Origin of the sequence: Alistipes sp. UBA6068 (assembly GCF_949428155.1) — a bacterium.
In the GTDB taxonomy this organism is placed as follows: domain Bacteria; phylum Bacteroidota; class Bacteroidia; order Bacteroidales; family Rikenellaceae; genus Alistipes; species Alistipes muris.
In genome coordinates this window covers 39,020-61,303 of the sequence record NZ_CASQFS010000008.1, presented here as the reverse complement: position 1 = coordinate 61,303, position 22,284 = coordinate 39,020, and the positions used below count along the sequence as shown (strand labels likewise).

Annotated in this window: 14 protein-coding genes; 9 read left to right on the top strand and 5 right to left on the bottom strand. The window is 62.0% G+C overall.

The features are described 5' to 3' along the window. Position 1: 1 nt before the first annotated feature. From rseP to QVG21_RS06085, 5 genes are all read right to left on the bottom strand, one after another. Positions 2–1,330 (bottom strand): RIP metalloprotease RseP, encoded by a 1,329-nt coding sequence (gene rseP, locus QVG21_RS06105; protein ID WP_287923084.1) that lies wholly within the window; start codon positions 1,328–1,330, stop codon positions 2–4. A gap of 12 nt (positions 1,331–1,342) precedes the next feature. Then, on the bottom strand, positions 1,343–2,497 hold the full coding sequence (gene dxr / locus QVG21_RS06100; RefSeq protein WP_287923083.1) for a 1-deoxy-D-xylulose-5-phosphate reductoisomerase: 1,155 nt from the start codon (positions 2,495–2,497) through the stop codon (positions 1,343–1,345). Next, positions 2,497–3,366: a murein hydrolase activator EnvC family protein gene (locus QVG21_RS06095; protein ID WP_287923082.1), complete on the bottom strand. Its 870-nt coding sequence runs from the start codon at positions 3,364–3,366 to the stop codon at positions 2,497–2,499. The genes dxr and QVG21_RS06095 overlap by 1 nt, the downstream gene beginning before the upstream one ends. A gap of 91 nt (positions 3,367–3,457) precedes the next feature. Next, positions 3,458–4,231, bottom strand: coding sequence for a LytR/AlgR family response regulator transcription factor (locus QVG21_RS06090; RefSeq protein ID WP_287923080.1), 774 nt, complete (start codon positions 4,229–4,231; stop codon positions 3,458–3,460). Next, entirely contained in the window at positions 4,228–5,601 is a 1,374-nt protein-coding gene (locus QVG21_RS06085) for a sensor histidine kinase (RefSeq protein WP_287923078.1), read from the bottom strand. Before QVG21_RS06085 ends, QVG21_RS06090 begins: the two co-directional genes overlap by 4 nt. Positions 5,602–6,062: 461 nt before the next feature. Between QVG21_RS06085 and QVG21_RS06080 the strand changes: the two genes are divergently transcribed. The 9 genes from QVG21_RS06080 (at position 6,063) to QVG21_RS06040 (ending at position 22,284) form a co-directional block, all read left to right on the top strand. Beyond that, a complete protein-coding gene (locus tag QVG21_RS06080) occupies positions 6,063–7,358 on the top strand; it encodes an MFS transporter (RefSeq protein WP_287923205.1) in 1,296 nt (431 codons plus the stop codon). Positions 7,359–7,368: 10 nt separating this feature from the next. After that, the gene (gene pgmB / locus QVG21_RS06075) at positions 7,369–8,025 is read left to right on the top strand and encodes a beta-phosphoglucomutase (RefSeq protein ID WP_251214884.1); all 657 of its coding nucleotides are present in this window, start codon (positions 7,369–7,371) and stop codon (positions 8,023–8,025) included. A gap of 7 nt (positions 8,026–8,032) precedes the next feature. Continuing rightward, the gene (locus tag QVG21_RS06070; RefSeq protein WP_287923076.1) at positions 8,033–10,306 is read left to right on the top strand and encodes a family 65 glycosyl hydrolase domain-containing protein; all 2,274 of its coding nucleotides are present in this window, start codon (positions 8,033–8,035) and stop codon (positions 10,304–10,306) included. Positions 10,307–10,351: 45 nt separating this feature from the next. Beyond that, positions 10,352–13,372: a SusC/RagA family TonB-linked outer membrane protein gene (locus QVG21_RS06065; protein ID WP_287923074.1), complete on the top strand. Its 3,021-nt coding sequence runs from the start codon at positions 10,352–10,354 to the stop codon at positions 13,370–13,372. Between the two features lie 18 nt (positions 13,373–13,390). Next, positions 13,391–15,010, top strand: a complete 1,620-nt coding sequence (locus QVG21_RS06060) for a RagB/SusD family nutrient uptake outer membrane protein (RefSeq protein ID WP_287923072.1) — start codon at positions 13,391–13,393, stop codon at positions 15,008–15,010. A gap of 25 nt (positions 15,011–15,035) precedes the next feature. After that, the gene (locus QVG21_RS06055; RefSeq protein WP_287923070.1) at positions 15,036–16,220 is read left to right on the top strand and encodes a SusE domain-containing protein; all 1,185 of its coding nucleotides are present in this window, start codon (positions 15,036–15,038) and stop codon (positions 16,218–16,220) included. Between the two features lie 69 nt (positions 16,221–16,289). Further along, on the top strand, positions 16,290–18,452 hold the full coding sequence (locus tag QVG21_RS06050; protein WP_287923068.1) for a SusF/SusE family carbohydrate-binding protein: 2,163 nt from the start codon (positions 16,290–16,292) through the stop codon (positions 18,450–18,452). 71 nt (positions 18,453–18,523) lie between these two features. Next, positions 18,524–20,191, top strand: coding sequence for an alpha-amylase family glycosyl hydrolase (locus QVG21_RS06045; RefSeq protein WP_287923066.1), 1,668 nt, complete (start codon positions 18,524–18,526; stop codon positions 20,189–20,191). Continuing rightward, complete coding sequence (locus tag QVG21_RS06040; protein WP_287923065.1) at positions 20,188–22,284, top strand: alpha-amylase family glycosyl hydrolase; 2,097 nt, start codon at positions 20,188–20,190, stop codon at positions 22,282–22,284. The genes QVG21_RS06045 and QVG21_RS06040 overlap by 4 nt, the downstream gene beginning before the upstream one ends.

Sequence of the window (22,284 nt, the reverse complement as noted above, 5' to 3'; positions counted from 1 at the left end):
GCTATTTGATGAAGAACCGATAGATGTCGTTGCCGTTGGCGTAGAGCAGCAGGGCCAGAATCAGCAGCAATCCGATGTATTGCGCTACTTCGAGTACTTTGTCGCTCACCTTGCGGCCCGTAATCATTTCCCAGAAGGTGAAAATCGCATGCCCGCCGTCGAGCCCGGGGATGGGCAGAATGTTCATGACGGCCAGGATGATGGAGAGAAAGGCCGTCTTGGCCCAGAAATCCTGCCAGTTCCAGCTGCCAGGGAAGATGCTGCCGATGGAGAGGAAGCCGCCGACCTCCTTGTAGAGCTCGGTTTTGGGCTGGGCGATGAGCTTGAGCTGCTGCCAGTAGGAGGCGATGGTCCGGCCCGCCTTGCGGAAACCTGCGGGGATGGACTGCCAAAAGGTGTAGTGCCGCGTGCGCGGGGTGTAGGGGTTGAGCGTCAGCACGCCGAGCGTGCCCTCGTCCGAGACGGGGAGGTCCAGCTCGACGGGGGCGCCGTCGCGCAGGAGGGTGAAGCGCAGGGTGTCGCCCGCATGGAGCTTGAGCAGGGCCCGGCTGTCGCGGAATTGCAGCTGTCCGTAGTTTTGGCCGTCGGGGGTGCGGATGGCCACGATTTCGTCGCCCCGTTGCAGGGGAGCCGCACCGGGCGACAGAACGCTGTCGATGATGAAAGGCTGCCAGAGGGCGAAAAGATTTTCGTAGCCGCGCTCCTGCCGCATGGCGATGAGCTCGTTCAAGGGCAGGGTAAGGGCCACCTGCTCGCCGCCGCGTTCGACGACGACCGTGCGGTCGTTCTCGGTAATGAGCAGCGCGTTGAGCACCTCCATCGGGTCGTCGACGGATTGTCCGTCGACCGAAACGAAGCGGTCGCCGTTCTCGAATCCGAGCCGGAGCCCCGTTTCGTTGAACGCGTAGCCCCAGCGGGCGTCGGCGTTGGAGAAGTAGGTGTCGCCCCACGCATAGCAGATGCCGCAGTAGATGGCGATGGCCAGGACGATGTTCATCACGACCCCGGCAATCATGACCAGAAACCGTTGCCAGGCGGGTTTGGCGCGGAACTCCCACGGCTGCACGGGCTGCCGCAGCTGTTCCTTGTCCATGGATTCGTCGATCATGCCGGCGATTTTGACGTAGCCGCCCAGCGGCAGCCAGCCTAAGCCGTATTCGGTGTGGCCGCGGCGGAACTTGAAGAGCGAGAACCACGGGTCGAAGAAGATGTAGAACTTGTCGACCCGGATGCGGAAAAGGCGGGCCATGAAGAAATGGCCGAGTTCGTGAATGCCCACCAAGATGGTGAAGCAGAGGAAAAACTGGATGATTTTGATGGTGAGTTCCATGGTTGCGCTTGCTTACAGATGGAGATATTCGGCCGCCAGCCGCCGCGATTCGGCGTTGGCCGCGGCGTAGTCGTCCAAAGTCGGTGCCGCAGAGAACGCGGCACGCGTGAGGGCGTATTCGATGGCCCGGACGATGTCGGTCCAGCGGCACCGCTCCCCGAGGAACGCCGCCACGGCCACTTCGTTGGAGCCGTTCATCGTGCATGCCGCCGTGCCGCCGCGGCGCAGACAGTCGTAGGCGATGTCGAGCGCGGGATATTTGGTCCGGTCGACTTCGGCGAACGTGAGCTGCGGGTGGGCGAGGAAATCGAAATGTTCCTCGGGACGTACGGCGCGGCGCGGATAGAGCAGGGCGTGACTGATAGGCATCCGCATGTCGGGCGTGCCCAGTTGCGCCTTGATGGCCCCGTCCTCGAATTCGACCATCGAATGGACGATGGACTGCGGGTGGAGCAGGACCGCTATTTTGTCGGCCGGGGTGCCGAACAGCCAGTGGGCTTCGATGACCTCGAACCCTTTGTTGACCAGCGTGGACGAATCTATGGTAATCTTGGCGCCCATCTGCCATTGGGGGTGCCGCAGGGCCTGCCGGACGGTGACGGTTTCGAGTTGTTCGCGCGTGAAGTCGCGCAGGGAGCCGCCGCTGCACGTGATGATAAGCCGCCGCACGGGCGACTGCTCGCCCGCGAGACATTGGAAGATGGCCGAGTGTTCCGAATCAATGGGCAGAATCGGCGCCCGGTGCTCCTGGGCCAGGCGCATGACGACTTCGCCGCCGACGACCAACGATTCCTTGTTGGCCAGGGCGAGTTTCTTGCCGGCGCGCAAGGTTGCGACGGTGGGCGCGAGCCCGGCGTAGCCGACCAGCGCATTGACCACAACGTCCGTGTCGCCCCCGGCGGCCACCTGCGCCACGGCCTCTTCTCCGGCGTAGACCTTGGTGTCGGTATCGGCCAAAGCCGTGCGGAGGGGTTCGCAGCATGTGCTGTCGGCAATGACGACGGTGTCGGCGTCGAACTCGCGGGCCTGTGCTGCAAGCCGTTGCCAGTTACGGTGGGCCGTGAGGATGCGGACCTCGAACGAATCGGGGTTCTCGCGTACGATGTCGAGCGTCTGCTCGCCGATGGACCCGGTGGACCCGAGGATGGCTACCCGCTGGCGTGTCATCAGAAGAGGATGTAGCCTTCGGGGTCGACGGGCTTGCCGTTGTTCCAGAGCTCGAACTCGAAGAGTTCCACTTCGCCGTTGACCACCTCGGAATTGTAGCCGATGACCTCGCCCGAACGGATGCGCTGTCCCTTGGTGACGAGCGACTGCGAGAGGTGGCGGTAGATGGAAAGCAGGCTGTTGGTATGCTGGATTTCGATGATGTGGCCCGTCTCGGGGGTCCAGCGGCTGATGACCACCGTACCTTCGTCGATGGCCGTCACCGGGTCGCCCGCCGCGGCGGCTACCTTGACCCCGAAACGCCCTTCCTTGATGTCGTAGTGGTCGGTGACGATACCGTCGATGGGGGTCACCAGTTCGATGGCGCGGCGCGGCGACTGCGGGGTGATGCCCCCGCCCCCGGCCAGCGAATAGGGTCCGTCGCCCTCCATCTGGATGCGCAGGGCCGAATCGGCGGCCGACGGCTTGACCAGTATCTTGGAGGTGCGCAGGCTGTCGGACGAGATGAAGGTGCGGACCACAGGCATCTTGCCGTCGAGGATCATCGAGATGTTCTCGTTGTAGGTCATCATGTCGGTCAGCACCCGTTCCATCGAATCAATGCGGATGATGTTCTGGATGATGTTCTCGCGCGAACGCCCCGCCTGCGTGCGGTAGCCCGGCAGGAATTCCAGCACCGGGGTGTAGGCGATGAGCGAGAGCAGGAGGATGAACAGCAGCAGGACGAACGACACGAAACCCGCCAGCACGCTTGCGGGCGAAAGATGTATGTGCCACTCCTCGGAATTGTCCGTGGCGTTGAGCATGGTGAAGCGGCGTTTGCGGAAGAAGTCGCGCCAGCGGTCGCGTATGGTCTGGAAAAATTTCATCGTTTAGCGTTGTTTGCCGGGATGCGGGACGTCCGGACCCCCGGGGTTGTTTCCCTGCAAAGTTAATACAACACCCGCGGACTGCCAAATTTTATTTGTCTTCCAGCCAGTTCATGAAGTCGGCCGTGCGCGAACGGCTCACGAATACCTCGAAGTCGGGCCGGGGGTCGAGGGCGACCTTGAGCCTGTTGCTCAGGTGCCTGGAAATGCCCGCGATGGAGCCGATGGAAGCGGTGCAGCTGCGCGAGAGACGGAAGAACTGCCGGGGGTCGACTTGTTCCGAAACGGCGTCGAGCGAGGTGTCGAGAATCAGCCGCCGACCGTCGGAGGTGACCAAATAGGTGTATTTCTCCTCGGCGCAGAAGTAGGCGATTTGTTCGGTGCCGACAACCGTAATCTTGTCGCCTACGCGTACGACGAACCGTTTTTTGTACTCGCGGCCCGCCTGCGCAAGGACGCTTCGCAGCAGTTCCGCATCGGGCGCCGGGTTTTCCGTTTCGAGGGCCCGGCGGCAGCGTTCGACGGCGGCCTGCAACTCCTCGGGGACGATGGGTTTGAGCAGGTAGTCGACGCTGTTGACGCGGAACGCGCGGATGGCGTAGTCGTCGTAGGCGGTGGTGATGACCACCTTGCCGCGCACTTCGGTCCGGGCGAAGATGTCGAAGCACATGCCGTCGGATAGCTGTACGTCCATGAAGATGATGTCGGGACGGTTGGCGGAATCTTGCAACCATTCGACGGTCCCCACCACCGAGCTTTGGACGCCTATGACGCGCAGGTCCGGAAAATGGGTTTCGATAAGGCGCCGGAGGTTGGTCTGGGCGGGGATTTCGTCTTCGACGATCAATACGTTGTACGTTTTCATAACAGAGGAAGTTGTACGCGGAATTCGGTGTCGGTTCGCTCCACAAGGATGGGTGCGCCCGCCGTGTCGAGATATTGTTGGCGGATGTTGCGCAGGCCCACGCCCGTCGATGCGGGGGCGTTCATGCGGAGCTGGAGGTTGTTGCTGACGGTGAGCCGGTCGCCTGCGGCTGCGATGCGGACGTGCAGGGGCTGTTCGGGGCTCACGACGTTGTGTTTGATAGCGTTTTCGATGAGCAGTTGCAGGCAGCAGGGTACGACATAGCGCCGAAGCAGGGGCCGGGGAATGTCGACCTCGACCTCGAATCCCTTGGTGAACCGTTCTTGCAGGAGGTCGATATATTGGCGGGCGAATTCGAGTTCCTCCTCCAGGGGTACCAGCTGTTCGTCGGCTTTTTTGAGCATGTAGCGGTATGTCGCGGCGAGTTTGCGGATGAACGCGCTGGCCCGCTCGGTCTCGTGTTCCTGAACGAGGTAATCGAGGATGTTGAGCGAATTGAACAGGAAGTGGGGGTTGATCTGCTGTTTGAGCCGGTCGTAGTGGAACAGCGCGCGGTGTTTCTTGCCGCGTTCCGAGCGGAGTTCGCGGTGGCTCTCGATGACGTAGACCGCGAGCTGGAGCATGGCGTAGACGACGATGTCGACGAGCAGCACGACGGTATAGAGCCGGAAGAAGTGGCGGGCCGACAGGGCGGCGCCGTTGCCCTGCGGCAGGCCGAAGTAAACGGCGGCCGTGAGCAGGAGGACGAACCCGAGCGTGAAGAGGGCCGAAGCGGCGAGCCGCAGGCCGCGGCGGCGGAAGAGGCGCGCTCGTTGGTTGACGAAGATGATGTTGCCGCAGAACATCGTCATCAGGGCGAGGGTGTTGCCCAGCAGGCGGTAGAATTCGGGATAGATGCCCTGCTGCTCGAAGTAGGGCGAACTGAAAAGGCTGGTGTAGAAGATGCGGAACAGGAGGATGGCGGCGACGCTGACGACGATTTGCCGTGTGGACGGCGACCACTGCATGCGGCGGCTGGTCTGCGGATTGCGCGAGCGGGCGAAAGCGTAGGTCAGCCAGCCTATCAGCTCGGTGACTATGGCTGTCGTGATGGCCGGGGCTGCGATTCCGCATCCGAGCAGCTGCTCGAAGAAGCGGGCGCCGTAGATGCCGAACAGGTAGGCGACGAAGATGCAGATGAGTGCCAGCGTGGCCACCAGTTCGACCCGCAGTCCGCGCCGCACCGAGATGATAAGGATCATCGAGAGGGTCAGCACCGTAAGCGGTACGTCGTCGACGTAATTGAAAATTCGGCTCAGCACCGCCACGGCGACATGCGCCGCCGCAAAAAGGTGGATGACCGCAGGAATGGTTATCGAAGGTCGCTTCATGGTCCGGGATTGTACGAATCCGAATCTAAAATTAGTGTTTTTCGGCGGAAATTCCAAATCCGGCGGTGAAATGGATAAGTTTTTTTAGTCATCTTGCCTTTTGTTGCCTTGTCATTCTGAGCGTCAGCGAAGAATCTTTCTTTTCGCGGAATTAGGAATAGATGTTTAACTGCGTTGCGCTTGTTTTCCTCCTCCTTGCATGGCAGAGACTGCTTGCAGGCTATGCCCATGCTTCGTTCGTCGGTTCGTTCCGCTCAACATGACATTCTGCTGTCATTCTGAGGAAAGGCGGAGCCTTGACGAAGAATCTGCTTCCTTGTTCTCATAATTATTCATTGTATTCGTCCTGCGGAACCGGCCGTTCGTCAGGCGAATCGTGCAGTTCGTCGGCGGGGCGGCGGGGGATTTGCGGATTTTTATATAGTTTTATATACCGAAACCGAAAACTACACGAACCAATGATGAAAAAACCGCGCTTGTCCTTTTGGCAGATATGGAATCTGAGCTTCGGGTTCCTCGGCGTTCAGATCGGTTATTCGTTGCAGAATTCCAATACGTCGACCATCTTCGAGTCGCTGGGCGCCGACCTTTCGCACCTGAGTTATTTCTGGCTCGCGGCACCCGTGGCCGGGCTCGTCATCCAGCCCATCGTCGGGTTGTTCTCCGACGGGACCTGGACCCGCTGGGGGCGCCGCATCCCGTTCATCCTGGGCGGGGCCGTCGTTTCGGCGCTGGCGCTGGCCTTGATGCCCAACGCTCCGTTGCTGTTGGCTTTCGCGCCGCTCGCGATGGGGGCGTTCATCCTGTTGTTCATGGATTTGTCGTTCAACGTGACCATGCAGCCGTTCCGCGCCTTGGTCGCCGACATGCTCGACGATTCGCAGAAGACCAAGGGCTATGTGGTCCAGACGTTCCTCATCAACCTCGGGGCCATCGTCGGGGCTGTGCTGCCGCTCATTCTGACACGTTGCGGCGTCTCCGACGAGGTGGTGCCCGGCCAGGTCGCGCAGCATATCGCGTGGTCATATTATATAGGTGGGGCTATCTTGTTGCTGACGGTGCTTGTCACCGCGTTCAAGACCAAGGAGTATCCGCCCGAGGAGTTCGCCCGCTATAACGACGTGACGGTCGGGGAGACGGTTGAAAAGCCCTCGTTCATGGAGTTGATGCGCAATGTGCCCCGGGTCATGTGGCAGCTCGGCGTCGTGCAGTTCTTTTCATGGGCCGCGCTGTTTCTGATGTGGACCTACCTCAAGCCTGCCATCACCGGCGTGGCGACCGACGGGGGCGTGCTCCTCTCCGAGGGCGAGGCCCAAACGTGGGTCGGCGTGCTCAACGGCACCTATCCCGTGCCTGCCTGCATCGCGTCGCTCTTCATTGCGGGCATCGCGTCCAAGTGGGGCAACAAGTTCGTCTATGCGCTTTGCCTGCTGTGTGGCGCCGCCGGGTTCGTCGGGCTCTGTTTCCTGAGCGACAAATATGCGCTGATGATTCCGATGGCGGGCATCGGCGTGGCGTGGGCCGGCATCCTGGCCATGCCCTATGCCATCCTCTCGCAGTCCGTCGAGGCGCGCCGGATGGGGGTCTACATGGGTATCTTCAACTTCACCATCACGGTGCCGCAGATCGTCGTCGGACTGACGGGCGGTCTGATCGTGAAGTATCTGTTCGGCGGACAGCCGTTGGCCATGATTGCGCTGGCCGGAGTCTTCATGTTGCTGGCCGCCGTGTCGGTGGGTTTCGTCCGCGAAAAATAGTTATCATCCTATGATTACCTGCTGTATCTTCGATTTGGACGGGGTTATAGTCGACACCGCCAAGTATCACTACCTTGCCTGGGCCGCATTGGCCCGTGAGTTGGGTTTCGAGTTCACGCCCGAGCAGGGCGAAGCCACCAAGGGCGTCAGCCGCATGGCGTCGCTCGACATCGTGCTGCGTGCCGGAGGGTTGGAAGAGCGTTTCACACCCGAGGAAAAGGAGCGCCTGGCCGCCGAGAAGAATGCCCGTTATCTGGAGTACATAGGCCGTATGACCGCCGACGAGGTGCTGCCGGGCGTCCTGCCGTTCTTGCAGGAGCTCAAGGCCCGTGGGGTCAAAGTGGTGCTGGGTTCCGCGTCGAAGAACGCCGGGGTCATCCTCGACCGCTGTGGCCTGCGTCCCTTGTTCGACCACATCGTCGACGGCACGCTCGTGAGCAAGGCCAAGCCCGACCCCGAAGTTTTCGCCAAGGGGGCCGAACTGGCCGGCGAAGCGCCCGCCGCGTGCGTGGTCTTCGAGGATGCCGCGGCAGGCATCGAAGCCGCCACGCGCGCCGGCATGCGTTCGGTGGGGGTGGGCGGCAGTCCGCTGCTCTGCAAGGCCACCATGCAGCTGCCCACCTTCGAGGGCTTCACGCTGGAGATGTTACGCAACCAAATTGACTAATTCCGATATGAACCAGTTTATCAAGACCGACCCGTGGTTGCTCGTCGAGGAGCGTTTCGACCCGGCCCGCGTCAAGTCGTCCGAATCGCTCTTCGCGCTGGGCAACGGCGTGATGGGCGGCCGGGCCAATTTCGAGGAGCCCTATTCGGGCGAATCGCTCCAAGGCAACTACATAGGCGCCATTTACTATCCCGACAAGACGCGTGTGGGGTGGTGGAAGAACGGTTATCCCGAATACTTCGCCAAGGTGCTCAATTCGGCGTTTTGGATCGGCGTGGGGGTGGAAGTCGACGGCGAGCCGCTCGACCTGGCCCGCGTCGAGGTGCTCGCGTTCCGCCGCGAGCTGGACATGCGGCGTTCGGTGCTCACGCGGCGGATGACCGTGCGGATGCCGTCGGGCGTGGAGGTCGAGGCTGAAATCGTGCGTTTCCTCTCGTTGCAGCGCCGCGAGTTGGGCGTCATCCGTTATGCGGTGCGGCCCCTCAATAAGGCGGCCGAAATCACTTTCGCGCCGTTCATCGACGCCGACGTGCGCAACACCGACGCCAACTACGACGAGAAGTTCTGGGAGCCCGTGGCTACCGACGGCGACGCCGTGCAGAGCCGCACCAAGAAAAGCGGCTTCGACGTGGCATGGGCCCAGCGCGTGGTGCTCGACGGCGCCGAGTTCCGGTGCGATACCAAGCCCGAGCGGGTCTGCCATTCGGCTTCCGTTCGCCGCGAAGCGGGCGAGTGGGCTGTCCTTTATAAATATGCGGGCATCTGTTCGTCGCTCAACCACAAGTCCGGGGAGTTGATGGCCGCCGCGCGCGGGGTAGCGGCCGACGGTGCCGCCGCCGGGTTCGACGCCCTGCTCAAAGAGCAGGAGACCGCGTGGGCCGCCCGCTGGCATAGTTGCGACATCGAAATCGGGGGCGACGATGCCGCCCAGCAGGGTATCCGCTTCTGCATCTTCATGTTGCTGCAAACCTACACAGGCGTCGATACGCGCCTGAACATCGGCCCCAAGGGCTTCACGGGCGAGAAGTACGGCGGCGTGACCTATTGGGACACCGAGGCCTACTGCCTGCCGTTCTACATGGCGACGGCCGGGCCGCAGGTGGCGCGCGAGTTGCTCGTCTACCGTTACAACCAGCTCGACAAGGCCATCGAGAACGCCGCCAAGTTGGGTTTCCACAGCGGGGCTGCGCTCTATCCCATGGTCACCATCAACGGCGAGGAGTGCCACAACGAGTGGGAGATCACTTTCGAGGAGATCCACCGCAACGGCGCCATCGCCTACGCCATCTTCAATTATATCCGTTACACGGGCGATAAAAACTACCTGGCCGAGGGCGGTGCCGAAGTGCTGCTGTCGATAGCCCGTTTCTGGGCTCAGCGCATCACCTGGTCCGAAGCCCGCAAGCAGTATGTCATGCTGGGCGTGACGGGTCCCAACGAGTACGAAAACAACGTCAACAACAACTGGTACACCTCCTACATCGCCTGCTGGTGCCTGCGCTATGCGGCCGAGGCGGTCGCGTGGGTGCGGGAGAACAGCCCCGAAGCCTACGCCGCCATCTGCGCGAAGCGCTCGTTCGACGAGCAGGCCGAGACGGCCAAGTGGCTCGAAATCGACCGCAACATGTACTTGGGCGAGGACCGCGAACTGGGCATCTTCCTCCAGCAGGACGGTTATCTGGACAAGGAGCAGGTGCTCGTCAAGGACCTCGACCCCGCGGAGCGGCCCATCAATCAGAAATGGTCGTGGGACCGCATCCTGCGTTCGTGTTTCATCAAGCAGGCCGATGTGCTGCAAGGGCTCTATCTGTTCCGCGACAGGTTCGACGAGGGTACGCTGCGCCGCAACTTCGATTTCTACGAAGCCCGCACGGTGCACGAATCGTCGTTGTCGCCCTGCGTCCATACGATTCTCGCCGCCCAGCTGGGGTTGATGGACAAGGCCTACGAACTTTATCTGCGCACGGCGCGTCTCGACCTCGACGATTACAACCGCGAGGTCGAGGAGGGCTGCCACGTCACCTCCATGGCCGGTTCGTGGCTGGCCGTGGTCGAGGGTTTCGGCGGCATGCGCATCGTCGACGGCGTGCTGTCGCTGGAGCCCCGTCTGCCCGAGGCATGGCAGCGGCTGGCGTTCCGCATCGACTACCGGGGCCGGGTGCTCTCGGTCGAAGCGACGCACGACCGCGCCATTGTTTCCTGCGAGGGCGAGCCCGTCGAAATCCTGCTTTGCGGCGAACGGCTGAAAGTCGACGGCCGGACCGAGCGTTCTATGAAATAAACGATACAATCCAACAACCTATTATTCACTAACACAAACGGCTTTATGCGAAAAATTCTGGCTATGTGTTTGGGTGTCATGATTTTATGTGTCTGCACCCCCCCCCTCGCGCTCGCCCGGCAGGGCAGTTACGAGGTCAAAGGCGTCGTCGTCGACGCTTCCGGCAATCCGGTCATCGGAGCCACCGTGGTGGAGCTGGGAACCACCAACGGTACGTCGACCGATTTCAACGGGCAGTACGTGCTGTCCGTCAAGGACGGTAATTCCGCCGTCCAAATCAGTTTCATCGGCTATAAGAACTTGGAGCGCGTCGCTTCGTCGGCCGACTTGGCACGCGTGGTGCTCGAGGAGGACCTCATGTCGCTCGACGAGGTGGTGGTCATCGGTTACGGCGCCGTCAAGAAGAACGACATGACCGGTTCGGTCATCGCCGTCAAGGCCGAGGAAGTCAACCGCGGTGCCCTTACTTCGCCGCAGGAACTCTTGCGCGGCAAGGTGCCGGGCGTGAACATCGTCTCGGGCAACGGAGCTCCCGGCGCAGGTGCCGAAATCCGCATCCGCGGCGGCGCATCGCTCTCGGCGAGCAACAACCCGCTGATCGTCATCGACGGCGTACCCGTGGCCAACGACGCAGGCCCGGGCATGTCCAACGGACTGGCGATGGTCAACCCCAACGACATCGCTTCGTTCACCGTTCTGAAGGACGCTTCGGCCACGGCCATCTACGGTTCGCGCGCATCGAACGGCGTCATCCTCATCACCACCAAGAAAGGCGAGGGCGGCAAGCCCCGCGTCTCCTACAACGGCAGCGTCTCGGTCAAGCATAACCACAAGACCATGGAGATGATGAACGCCGCCCAGTTCAAGGAGTATATTCTCGGCACCTATCCCGACTTGGCCGACAAGTCTTCGGCACTCTTCGGCACGGCCGACACCGATTGGCAGGACCTCATCTACAAGGTCGGCATCGCCACCGACCACAACGTGTCGGTCTACGGTTCGGCGCTTCAGAACAAGTTGCCTTACCGCGCATCGGTCGGCTACACCTACGACGGCGGTACGCTCAAAACGTCGGACAACCAGCGTGTGACCGTCGACCTCAACCTGTCGCCCAAGTTCTTCAAGGACCATCTGACGGTCAACCTCAACGCCAAGGGTATCTACAACCGCGGCAATTATGCCGACGGCGGTGCCATCGGCGCGGCGGTCTACTTCGACCCCACGCAGGACCCCTACCACCGGACCGCCGACGGGGCCGTCGACTACGCCACCAACAACGGTTATTTCAACTGGGAGAGCAACCTGGCCGACACCAGCCCGCTGTCGTTGCTCTACGACAAGTGGGACGGCAACCATTCGTACCGTGCGCTGGGCAACCTCCAGTTCGACTATAAGGTCCACGGGCTCGAAGAGCTGAGTTTCAACCTCAACCTCGGTCTCGACATCACCACCACCTCGGGCGACAAGGGCAACAATCCCGGTTCGATCATGGCCAACCGCGACGGCGACAAAGACTACAAGGGTTTCGGCCGCTTCGAGGACTACAAGAACCTCCACCGCAACCAGTTGCTTGAGTTCTACGCCAATTACGCCAAGGAGTGGGGCATCCACAACTTCAGCGCCATGGCCGGTTATTCGTGGGCCGAGAACTACGCTTCGACCGATTCGCACTTCTACGGCCGCATCGCGCCCACCGAGGAGACCCGTCCGTGGGATTCCAAGCTCATCAACTTCACCCATTCGGCTTACCAGGACGTGTTGGTATCGTTCTACGGCCGTCTGAACTATTCTATCGACTCGCGTTACCTCTTCACTTTCACCATGCGTGCCGACGGTTCGTCGCGTTTCGTGGGCGACAACCGCTGGGGTTACTTCCCCTCGGCCGCCGCCGCGTGGAACATCGCGCAGGAGAAATTCCTCAGGGATTCCGACGTGGTGTCGGCCCTCAAGCTGCGTTTGGGCTGGGGCGTCACGGGCCAGCAGGACTTCGACGACCGCTACGCGGCCCGTTCGTATGCCGAAATCTCGAAAGACCCCGCCACGCAGTATCCGTTGGGTCCCGACGAGTGGTATTTCCCGCTCAAGCCCCATGAATACAACGAAAGTCTGAAGTGGGAGGAGACGACCACTTACAACGTCGGTCTCGACTTCGGGTTCCTCAACGGCCGCATCAACGGTTCGGTCGATGCCTATTACCGCAAGACCGACGACATGCTTTCGCGCGTGGCCGTGCCGCTGGGCGGCAACTTCTCGAACTACGTCTATCAGAACATCGGTTCGATGAAGAACAAGGGCGTCGAGGTTTCGCTCAACTTCGTGCCCGTGCAGACCAAGGACTGGCACCTCAGCATCGGGTTGAACGGTACGTTCCAGAACACCGAAATCACGGCCCTGCCTTCGGATGCCATCGACGTGGGCGGTGCCGGCGGCGGTACGGGCAACACGGCCCAGCGCCATGTGGTCGGTTATGCGCCCTATACCTTCTACCTGTGGCAGCAGGTCTACGACGCCGACGGCAACGCCGTTGAAAACGCCTTGGTGGACCGCGACGGCGACGGCCAGATCACCAACGCCGACCGTTACATGACCAACAAGAGCCCCAACCCCGACTTCTACTACGGTATCAACCTCAAGCTGACCTACAAGAACTGGGACTTCGGTTTCAACGGTCACGGTACGGTGGGCAACTACATGTTCAACGACGTCATGCGCCGTTCGGCCACGTCGTACTACCGCGATCTGATCGGTAAGGGCTTTCTGACCAACACGCAGCCCGTTGCTTCGCGCTACGGCTTCACGTCGAGCGCTTCGACGCCCCAGTGTCTGTCGGACCTCTTCCTCGAGGATGCGTCGTTCTTCCGCATGGACGACATCAACTTGGGCTACACGTTCCGTAACGTGGCCAAGCAGGGGCTGTCCATTCGCGTGGCCGCAGGCGTGCAGAACGTCTTCGTGCTGACGAAATACAGCGGCCTCGACCCCGAAGTGTCGGTGGCCGGTGGTATCGACGGCAACGTCTACCCGCGTCCGCGCATCTATAGCCTGCGCGTAGGCATCAACTTTTAATCCGAGGAGTTCACGACCATGAAAAAACATATTTTATTCGCATTTTGCGCGGCTCTGTCGTTCACCTCTTGTCTGGGCGACCTCGAACAGAACCCGCTTTCGGATACGACCGTTCCCAACGGCGAAATCTACTCCAATCCCGTTTTGCGCAAGGGCCAGCTGGCCAAGATCTACGGCGGTTTCACCCTCGTCGGACAGTCCGGCGCAGGCAATGCCGACATCCAGGTCGGCGACGCCGGATCTTCGGAGTTCCTGCGTGCATGGTGGTCCATCCAGACGCTCTCGACCGACGAGGCCCACTGCGTCTGGGGCGACGCTTGGGTCAAGGAGATTTGCAACGACACCTGGACCTCGACCAAGAACGACGCCATCTATGCGGCTTACACGCGTGGCATGATGATGATTTCGTATGCCAACGAGTTTTTGCGCAACACCAACGACGGCGACCCCGAGGTGGCGACCGAGCGTGCCGAGGTCCGCTTCCTGCGTGCTTACGCTTACTGGGTGTTGCTCGATTGCTTCGGTAACCCGCCTTTCGTCCTCGAAACCGAGGCCGTGGGTGCCGCCAAGCCCAAGCAGACCGATCCCGTGGCGCTTTTCGGTTGGCTCAAGGCCGAGTTGGAGGAGCTGACCGGGGAGAATTCCCACCTCAAGGCTCCGCATACGCAGGTCTATCCGCGCATCGACAAGGGTGCCGCCTACGGTCTGCTGGCCCGTCTGTGCCTGAACCACAAGACTTATCTGGGCAAGGAGGACAACGCCATCTATACCGAGGCCATGGATGCCGCCAAGGAGGTGATCGCCGCCTATGAGTTGGCCGACCACTACGAAGCGCTCTTCATGGGCGACAACGGCGAGAACCCCGATGCGCGCAAGGAAATTGTCTACGCTTCGTGCTACGACGCCACCAAAACCCAGTCCTACGGCGGTGCCACTTATCTGATCGCCGCCAGCCAGGGCAATCTCAAGGACGGCGACAACCTGCGGCTCGGTACGTCGGAAGCGTGGGCGGGTCTGGTCACTTCGACGCAGTTCGTGTCCAACCTCGTAGGACAGGGCCAGACCGACGCGGCCGAGACGGGCAAGGAGCCCGAATTCACCTCGGTCGACAACCGCGCGCTCGTGTCGCTCCGTTTCTCCGACAGCAAGGAGATGAACGGTTCCGACTTCACCGCCGGCTGGCATGTCTGGAAATTCAACAACAACCGTTTCCTCGACCCCAATACCGATTACTCGAAACTCGAGTTGTTCGTCTCCATCGACTTCCCGATGATTCGCGCGGCCGAAATGTACCTCGCCTATGCCGAGGCCAAGGCCCGCATCGACGGCGGTTCGACTTCCGATGCTGCGGCCGTGGGTTATGTCGCTGACATCCAGAAGCGCGCGGGTATCTCGCAGACTTCGGGTCCGGTGACGCTCGACAACATTTTCACCGAGCTCACCCGCGAGTTCTATTGGGAGGGCTTCCGCCGTACGACGCTCATCCGCTTCGACCGCTTCACGTCGGGCAACTACCTGTGGCCGTTCAAGGGCGGCGTCGCATCGGGTCAGGCGCTCGCCGACCACCTCAAGCTCTTCCCCATTCCGTCCGACGACCTGCTGGTCAACGGCAATCTGGTGCAGAACCCCGGTTATTAGTGTTCAACTCCAAACATTGCAAACGATGAAATTTCTCAGATACATATCCTGCGCTGCGGCGGCGTTGTCGCTGCTGGCGTGCCAGGAGGTCGACAAGACCTGCGCCCTGGCGCCCGATGCGGTCGTTGCGCCCGTGCTGGACGAACATTCCGACATCCTCGTCGACGCCGACAACCTCTCGTCGGAGGTCACTTTCACGTGGCGTGCCGCCGATTACGGTTATCCGGCCGCCGTGGCCTATTCGCTCTACTGCGTCTACGGCGAGGAGGAGCCCTACCAGGTAGGCGAATCCGCCACCACTTCCTATACCCTCAGCAAGGAGACGCTCAACAACGCGTTGGTCAACAGCAAGGGGCTGAACGTGCCTGCCGACGAGACTTCGACGGTCTTCTTCTACGTCGTGTCGTCGATTTCGACCGCCCAGGAGAGCGCCTATATCAAGAAGTCGAACGTCATCGCGCTCGACATCACCACCGTCAAGTCGACTTCGGCGTCGTGGATACGCCGTCCGCTCTACGTGCCCGGCGGGCATCAGGGGTGGTCGCCCGCAACGGCTCCCGTGCTGTGGGAGACGGCCGAGAACAGCGATGTTTACGAGGGTCCGGTCTACCTGGTTCCGGCCGGTGCTGCGGCCAAGGTCTGTGAGTTCAAGTTCACCGACACTCCGGGATGGGACGGCGGCAACTTCGGCAACAGTCTCGATGCGCTCGGGAACAGCGGCGGGTCGGGCAACCTGAGCGTGGCGCCCGGTACCTACTGGGTCAAGGTGACCCTCACTTCCGACCACTCGACCGGAAGCGCCAAGCTGACCCCGATTACCGCCATCAGCGTGGTCGGTGCTTACAATAGTTGGGCCGATGACGACGTCGAGCTGAGGCTCGCCGGACTGCCCGCCGCACCCGTGGATGCTGAAGACCCCGGGTATCCGGCTTATGAGGCTGCGCACAATGCCGCCGTCAACGCTCAGATTTGGGAGTGCACGATTCCTGCTTTCACGGGCGGCGAGTTCAAGTTCCGCCTGAACCACGCGTGGGCCGACAGCTGGGGCGGCGACAACCTCGACCATATCAACTATAACGGCGGCAACTGCTCGACCACTTTGACGGGCAACGTGCGTTTCGCCATCGACTTCCACGGCGACATCGCCGCGTTGGCCGAGGATACGACCAACCCGTCGCCCGTGTCGGCTGTCGTTGCGAAAGTCGAATAACCATCGGCCGGGCCGGCGGTGCCTTCGGGTTGCCGCCGGCCTTCCAAACCCTAAAAAACAGACAATATCATGAAAATTCTGAAATATATCTTGTCGGCCGCCGCGTTGCTTTCGCTGGCCGCGGCTTGCAGCCACGACCCCGAGGAGATGACCGTGGGGTCGGCCGATCCCGTCATCGCTCCGCACAGCGCCGTGACGGTCAACAACGCTACTGCGGACGAGACTTTCACCTTGGTGTGGTCGCCCGCCAGGTTCGGGGCGTCCGTGGGGGTCGGGTACACCGTCTCGGCCAAGTCGGGCGCAGGCGAGTACGTCGTTCTGGGTACGACCGAAGCCTGCTTCTTCTCGACGACCAATGCCGCGTTGTTCGATGCCGTGGGCATCACCCTGACAGGTTCCTACGACGTGACTTTCAGCGTCGAGGCTCTCTCGGCCGCAGGTGATGCTCGCATGGCGCAGCCCCGGGCGGTGCATTTCGTCTACGACAAGAAGACCTACCTGCATCTGATCGGTTCGTACAACAACTGGGCTACCAACGCTTCCATGTCGCGCGTGTTGCAGGGCGAGGACGGCATCTTCCGCGGATTCGTCTTCTTCCCGGCCGACGGCGAGTTCAAGTTCGCGTCGCAGCCCAACTGGGACGGCACCAACTACGGTGCGGGCGAAGAAGCCGGTACGATTTCGACCGACGGGGTTGCCAAGAACATTTCCGCCGCCGCCAACCTCTACTACGTCACGGCCGACATCGACAAGCTGGTTTTTACGATGGAGCCGGTGACGGTATCGGTGGCTCTTGGCGACCGCGATGAAAAGATGGTCTACAATGCCGCCGACAAGACGTGGGTGGCCATCGCCGACGTCAGCGAGGGCGAGAGCTATACGCTCAAGTTCAGCGGCGTCGACGGGCTCGCCCTCGGCGGCGAGGAAAAGAACCTCGAATTCGGCGGCCAGTCCCTCGCGACGGCTGCGGGCGGAATCGTCAGCTTCAAGCTCTCGATTTTCGATTATCCCTATTCCGTGGCCGTGGGCGAGGTGACCGAGGATGCCGGAAAGCTCTACGTGGCCCATTCGGTCAACGGCTGGAATTACTTCGAGGCCCCGGCGCTCACGTTGCTTGAGGAGGGCAAGTTCTACGGGCTCATGAACTTCGTCGGCGCCGCGTCGCCCGAGGTGTTGCTCGCGCGCTTGCAGTCGCCGCTGGGTACGCAGTACGGCGGTACGGCCGCTGCGCTGGAGACTTTCGCCGGCGGGGCCGAAGCTACGCCGATTGCCGCCACGGCAGGTTTGCGCTTCTATGTCGCCGACCTCTCGGACGAAACGACCCAAGTGCTCTATGACACCGAAATCACTGCCGCCGCCGTCCTGCCCAAGGGGGCCGATGCTCCCGTTGAAATGACAGCCGACGGCGCGGGTAAATGGACGCTGACCCACGAGTTCGAGAAGCCCGGCAAGATTTCGATTCAGCTCAACGGCGGCACGATTACGTGCGGCGGCACCGATTATCCGGCCGTGTTGGGCGGCAGTTGCGGCAGTCTCGTGCTCGACGGCGCCATGCTCAACATGGCCAAGGGCGAACACGAGCTCGTGCTCGACTTGACTACTTCGCCCATGACCCTCTCCATCGACGGCAGTACGGCCGACCCGGTGCTCTTCCCCGAGACTATCGGCGTGACGGGCGACTTCGGCGACATCGACTGGAAGGCCGATGCGGCTCCGCAGCTGGCCGGCGACATCGAGACCGGCAAATATTGGGGCTATGTCTCGATGTACGGGCTGACCCACGGTTTCAAGTTCACCTACGGAGCCACTTGGGTTCCCGGCCAGGCTGTCGAGGGTGCCGACAACGAATTTACGCTCGGTGCAGGCGACAACATGATGATCGCCGACGGTCTCTACCGCTGGGATGTCGACCTCGACGCCATGACCGCCAAAGCTACGCCGCTCACTAAAGTCGGCCTGATCGGCAGCGCTTTCGGTGCCGACGGCTGGTCCGACGACCAGGTGGAGTTGGTGCGCGACGCCGCGGACGGTCTCTACAAGGCGGCGGGCGTCACCTTCGTCGACGGCGTCATCAAGGTGCGTTTCAACGGTGAATGGACGTATAGTCTCGGCGGCGCGTTGGACAACATGGTTCACAACGGTGCCGATGTGACCGTCACGGCCGGTAAGTTCGACCTTGCGCTCGACCTGACCCACACGCCCCACAAGCTGACTTTGACGGCGGCCGAATAGGCGCCCCGTTCTTTGACCGGCGTGCCCTGACCGGCACGCCGGTTTCTACTATCCTAACCGAATATTCTGCCATGCTACGTTATTTCCTGCTTTGTGCCGCCTTGCTGGCGGCGGCCTGCAACTCCGACAAACCGGGCGGCATCCCCGGTCCCTCTCCCGAACCTTCCGGCAAGGACATCGTCGACCAGGTGTCGCAGTACGACGCGCGGTCTTTCGACGGCGAGAAGCGCGCCGGGGTCTTCTACGAAATCTATGTCCGTTCGTTCGCCGACAGCGACGGCGACGGCATCGGCGACCTGAACGGCGTCACGGCCAAACTCGATTATCTCGACGACCTGGGCGTGGCGGGCATCTGGCTGCTGCCCATCTACACCTGCGATTCGGAGCACGGCTACGACGTCATCGACTACACGGCCGTCAATCCCGACTACGGCACGCTTGCCGACCTCGAAAACCTCGTCGCCGAGGCTCATAAGCGTAAAATCCGCATCATCCTCGACTTCGTGCCCAACCACACGTCGCATTATTGCCCGTGGTTCGTCGAGGCCTGCAAGAGCGAGACGAATCCCTACCGCAGTTTCTACCACTTTTCCCAGACCGCCAAACCGGGGTGGATCGCCGTGCCGTCGGGTACGACCGACTGGTTCTATCAGGGCGTCTTCGACCGTTCGATGCCCGACCTCAACTACGGTCCCGCCGCTTCGTGCGAGCAGAGCGGTGCGTTCGTCGCGCTGACCGACGCCGCCAAGTTCTGGGTCGGCAAGGGGGTCGACGGCTTCCGGCTCGACGCCGTGAAGCACATCTACGACAGCGATACTTCGGACGAGAATCCCACGTGGCTGGGTAAGTTCTATTCCGAGCTCAACGCCCATTTCCAGGGCAAATCGGCTCTCGGGTTCAAGGACATCTACATGGTAGGGGAGTGCTGGATGGCCACCGAGCAGATGGCTGGGTATTACAGGGGACTGCCTGCGCTGTTCGACTTCACAGCGTGGGCCGACCGCCTGCTCTACGCCCTCAAGAACGACCACGCCAAGTGGTTCCCCAAGGACATGATCGCCGAGCGCGAGGTTTTTGCGGCCGAGCGCCCCGATTTCATCCAGGCCACCAAGCTCTCCAACCACGACGAGAGCCGCGCCCGCACCGAGGTCGGAGGTTCGCACGCCGTCTCGCTCCAGCGCTGCAAGATGGCTGCGGCCGTGTTGCTCACGTCGGTGGGTTCGCCTTATATCTACTACGGCGAGGAGCTCGGTTTCTTCGGCGACAAGACCGAAAAGGGCGGCGACCGCAACGTGCGCGAGCCGATGCTCTGGAAGCCCAAGGCCGAGGATGCGGAGCGGCCGACCTGGATTTCGTCGACCAAGAACACCGACACGGGCGTGGGCAGCGTGGCCGTGCAGGCCGAAAGCGCCGCGTCGCTCTACAACGTCTATCGCAAGTTCATGCGCCTGCGCAACACCTATCCCGCGTTGGCCGAGGGCGCCATCGAGCTGCCCGAGTGGTTCGACGACGCTTCGTCGGCCGACAAGCAGGTGATGGCTTTCTACCGCACGGCCGGAAGCGAGAAGCTGCTGGTCGTGCACAACGTCTCCGCCACGCAGTGCAGCTATGCGTTCAAGGGGGCTGTCGCAGCTCCCGTGGCCGACATGAACGGTGTGGCGCTCTCTTCGCAGGGCGACAGCCATACGCTCACGATGCCGCCTTATTCTTCGATTATCCTGGAAATGCAGTCCCGATGAAACGTTTCGTCTTTTTGTTGGCCGCCGCCGCGCTGGCGTGCGGCTGCCGCAGCCGGGTTTTCCCGGATTTGCCCGCTGCCGGAAATGCGCAGCCCGTCGTCCCCGCCTTGTTGCAGGCGGGTGAAAACCGTTTGTTGCTGACCGATTACTTCCCGCAGTGGGAGCAGGCCGATTCGGTCACTTCCGCAGCGCTGGAGGTGGTTCCGGCCGCCGATGACTGGTCGGAGTTCGTCGTTACGGCGCCCGAGGGGCCGTTCGTCGCCACGTTCGAGGCGTGGACCGGGGGGCGTGCTCTCTCCGTGGCTGCGCTCGGCGGACCGAGGTCCGAAGCGTGGGCATTCAGCGAGGGGTGCGGCGGCCGGAAAGTGTTCGTGAAAACTTCGCAGGAACCCCGCAAGGCGGTGGCTTTGTGGCAGAACTGCCGTCTGCCCGACAAGGCGGTGACCCTCTCGGACGACGGGTTGACCGTCCGCATTCCGGCCGCCGCCCGCGCCGCCGGACGTTCGTGGCTGCGGATTTTCGCCGTGGCCGACGATGCCCGCTTCAACGATCTGCTGATTCCGTTGGCCGACGGCCGCCCCGTGACCGATGCGGCGCAGCTCACGCGCCACGACAAACAGGCGCAGGTGCTCTACTCGTTGATGATCGACCGCTTCGAGAACGGCGACCCCTCCAACGATGCGCCGTTGCGGCGTCCCGACGTGCTGCCGCAGGTCGATTACCAGGGTGGTGACCTGCGCGGCATCGCGCAGCGCATCGAATCCGGATTCTTCGATTCGCTCGGCGTCACGACGCTCTGGATTTCGCCCGTCACGCAGAACCCGCGCGACGCGTGGGGGCTCAACAAGGAGCCGTTCACCCGTTTTTCGGGCTACCACGGCTACTGGCCCATCCATACCACCCGCGTCGACGACCGTTTCGGCACCTCCGACGACCTCCATGCGCTGCTCGCCGTCGCTCATGCGCACGGGATGAATGTCATCCTCGACTACGTGGCCAACCACCTGCACATCCATTCGCCCGTCTTGCAGGCGCATCCCGACTGGGTGACGCCCCTCTATCTGCCCGACGGCCGCAAGAACCTCGAGCTGTGGGACGACGAGCGGCTGACTACGTGGTTCGACGAGCACATTCCCACGCTCGACCTCGAGCGGCCCGAGGTGTGCGGCCCGATGACCGATTCGGCGCTCTACTGGGTCGCCGAATACGATCTCGACGGCTTCCGCCACGACGCCTGCAAGCACATCCCCGAGAATTACTGGCGCATGCTCACCCGCAAGATGAAGCAGCGCTTTCCTGACCGCGACCTGTGGCAGATAGGCGAGACTTACGGTTCGCCCGAGCTGATAGGTTCCTACGTGCGCAGCGGCATGATCGACGCGCAGTTCGATTTCAACGTCTACCATACGGCGCTCGACGTCCTCACGCGGGGCCGTTCGGTGCGGCACCTGGCCGCCGTCGCGGAGCAGTCGCTCGCCGCCTACGGCGCCCACCATACGATGGGCAACATCACGGGCAACCACGACAAGGCCCGTTTGATTTCGCTGGCCGGGGGCGCCCTCTCGCCCGATGAGAACCACAAGGCGGCCGGATGGACGCGCGAAGTGGGCGTGGGCGACAGCATCGGTTACCGCAAGCTGGCTTTGATTCAGGCGCTCAACTGCACCCTTCCCGGCGTGCCCTGCATCTACCAGGGCGACGAGTACGGCGAACCGGGGGCCAACGACCCCGACAACCGCCGGATGATGCGTTTCGACGGTTATTCGCCCCGCGAGCAGGCGCAGCGCGAGCTGACCCGCGCGTTGGTCGGCCTGCGCCGCACGTCGATGCCGCTTCTCTACGGCGACATGACGACCCTCGCGCTGACCGACGAGGTGTGGATTTTCGCCCGCGCCTACATGGGCGAGTTCGTCATCGTCGCGCTCAATACGGGCAACCGCCCGCAGCAGGCCGAGTGCATTCTGCCCGCCCGCTTCGATGAAAATCGAAAATTAAAAGCTAACTTTGGAGCCGCTTTCGGCTTCCGGCCCGACGGTCGTCTTTGCGTAGAGCTCCCGGCCGCCGGATTCGAGATACTGACCGAAACAAAATAA